At 68.1% G+C, this 279-nt stretch carries 1 pseudogene; it reads right to left on the reverse strand.

What is annotated here, in order from left to right:
* A pseudogene (locus EN786_RS37425) lies at positions 1-279 on the reverse strand (hypothetical protein); the annotation flags it as partial.

Raw genomic sequence — 279 nt, forward strand, 5'->3', positions numbered from 1 at the left:
CCCGCATCGGCAAGCCCTATCCGGCGATCTACGAGGCGGGTGACGTTGCCGCCGAGGCTTTCGTAGAGATCGGCGAGTTCGCCGGCGCCGAAGCGCGATCCGACAGCCGTCAGCATGATCCGGTCGGGATTGGTGCAGAAGCACGGCACCCGCCGCGCCGCCGCCGGAGCTAGCAGAGTGCGATAGTGCTCGAGGTCGTAGCGATCGCCTTCGCTGGCGGAAATCAGCACCAGCTCGGCGTCGCTGCCGCTTGCTCTGACCGACACCGGCAGCGACGCC

This window comes from Mesorhizobium sp. M4B.F.Ca.ET.143.01.1.1 (assembly GCF_004792275.1).
Taxonomy (GTDB): domain Bacteria; phylum Pseudomonadota; class Alphaproteobacteria; order Rhizobiales; family Rhizobiaceae; genus Mesorhizobium; species Mesorhizobium abyssinicae.